Origin of the sequence: Parabacteroides sp. AM17-47, assembly GCF_003434625.1 — a bacterium.
GTDB classification, from domain to species: Bacteria; Bacteroidota; Bacteroidia; order Bacteroidales; family Tannerellaceae; genus Parabacteroides; species Parabacteroides distasonis.
In genome coordinates, this window is record NZ_QTLI01000034.1 from 1 (window position 1) to 351 (window position 351).

Consider the following 351-nt stretch of genomic DNA (forward strand, 5'->3'; position numbering starts at 1 on the left):
CCCCGGGTCTCTTCCGGAGGCATGACTCATTTCCCTTATCTCTCGGATGACGAGATGGGTAATTTACGTTGGGTGGCTGAATCTTATTCCAACGAGCTTCCGGTGTACGTTCCTGACAGCGATCGCCTGCTAAAAGGTGATCGCGTGCGTATCACGTCCGGTTATTTTACCGGTATGGAGGCGGAGGTGGTGATCCAGCCGGGTGGCGGGCATAAAGATGTCATGGCGCGTATCCTCGATTGCATGTGGGTCCCCTTGTTGGAGGTGAAGCCGGGCGAGTATGAGCTGATCGAGCTGAACACCAAGGGCAAGCACGCCTATACCCATCTGGACAACGATCGCCTGCGGGAG

At 56.1% G+C, this 351-nt stretch carries 1 protein-coding gene; it reads left to right on the forward strand.

Features of this window, described 5'->3' with window-relative positions; all coding sequences use genetic code 11:
- On the forward strand, positions 1-351 hold a 351-nt coding region (locus DW205_RS22655; protein WP_370016567.1), incomplete at both ends, for a transcription termination/antitermination protein NusG.